The sequence below is a fragment of the Rhodococcus sp. C26F genome (assembly GCF_053345925.1).
The window spans coordinates 78,782-78,991 of sequence record NZ_JBKFBA010000027.1 but is presented as its reverse complement, the minus strand read 5'-3'; the positions used below and the strand labels follow the sequence as shown (position 1 = coordinate 78,991).

The 210-nt window shown below is 72.9% G+C and carries 1 protein-coding gene; it reads right to left on the bottom strand.

Features of this window, described 5'->3' with window-relative positions:
* Positions 1-20: 20 nt before the first annotated feature.
* Positions 21-210 (bottom strand): hypothetical protein (locus tag ACLBYD_RS22080; protein WP_447818125.1); only part of this gene is annotated, 190 nt, incomplete at its 5' end.

The following is a 210-nucleotide window of genomic DNA, read 5'->3' as shown; positions in this document are numbered from 1 at the left end:
GTCCCGGCTTCGTGTGTGGATCAGGAGCGATCGGTGTCGGTCGCGTCGTCCGGTGACTCCTCGTAGTACTCCGTGGTCACGACGCGGCGCACCAGGCGCGGCTTGCGCGGCCGGTCGGCGTCCTCGCCGCCTGCCGTGTCCGTCTTCGCGTCGGCCGTGCTCTTGTCGGTGCCGGCCGACTGCGGCGGCGTGAAGTGCGCCGGCCCCGTC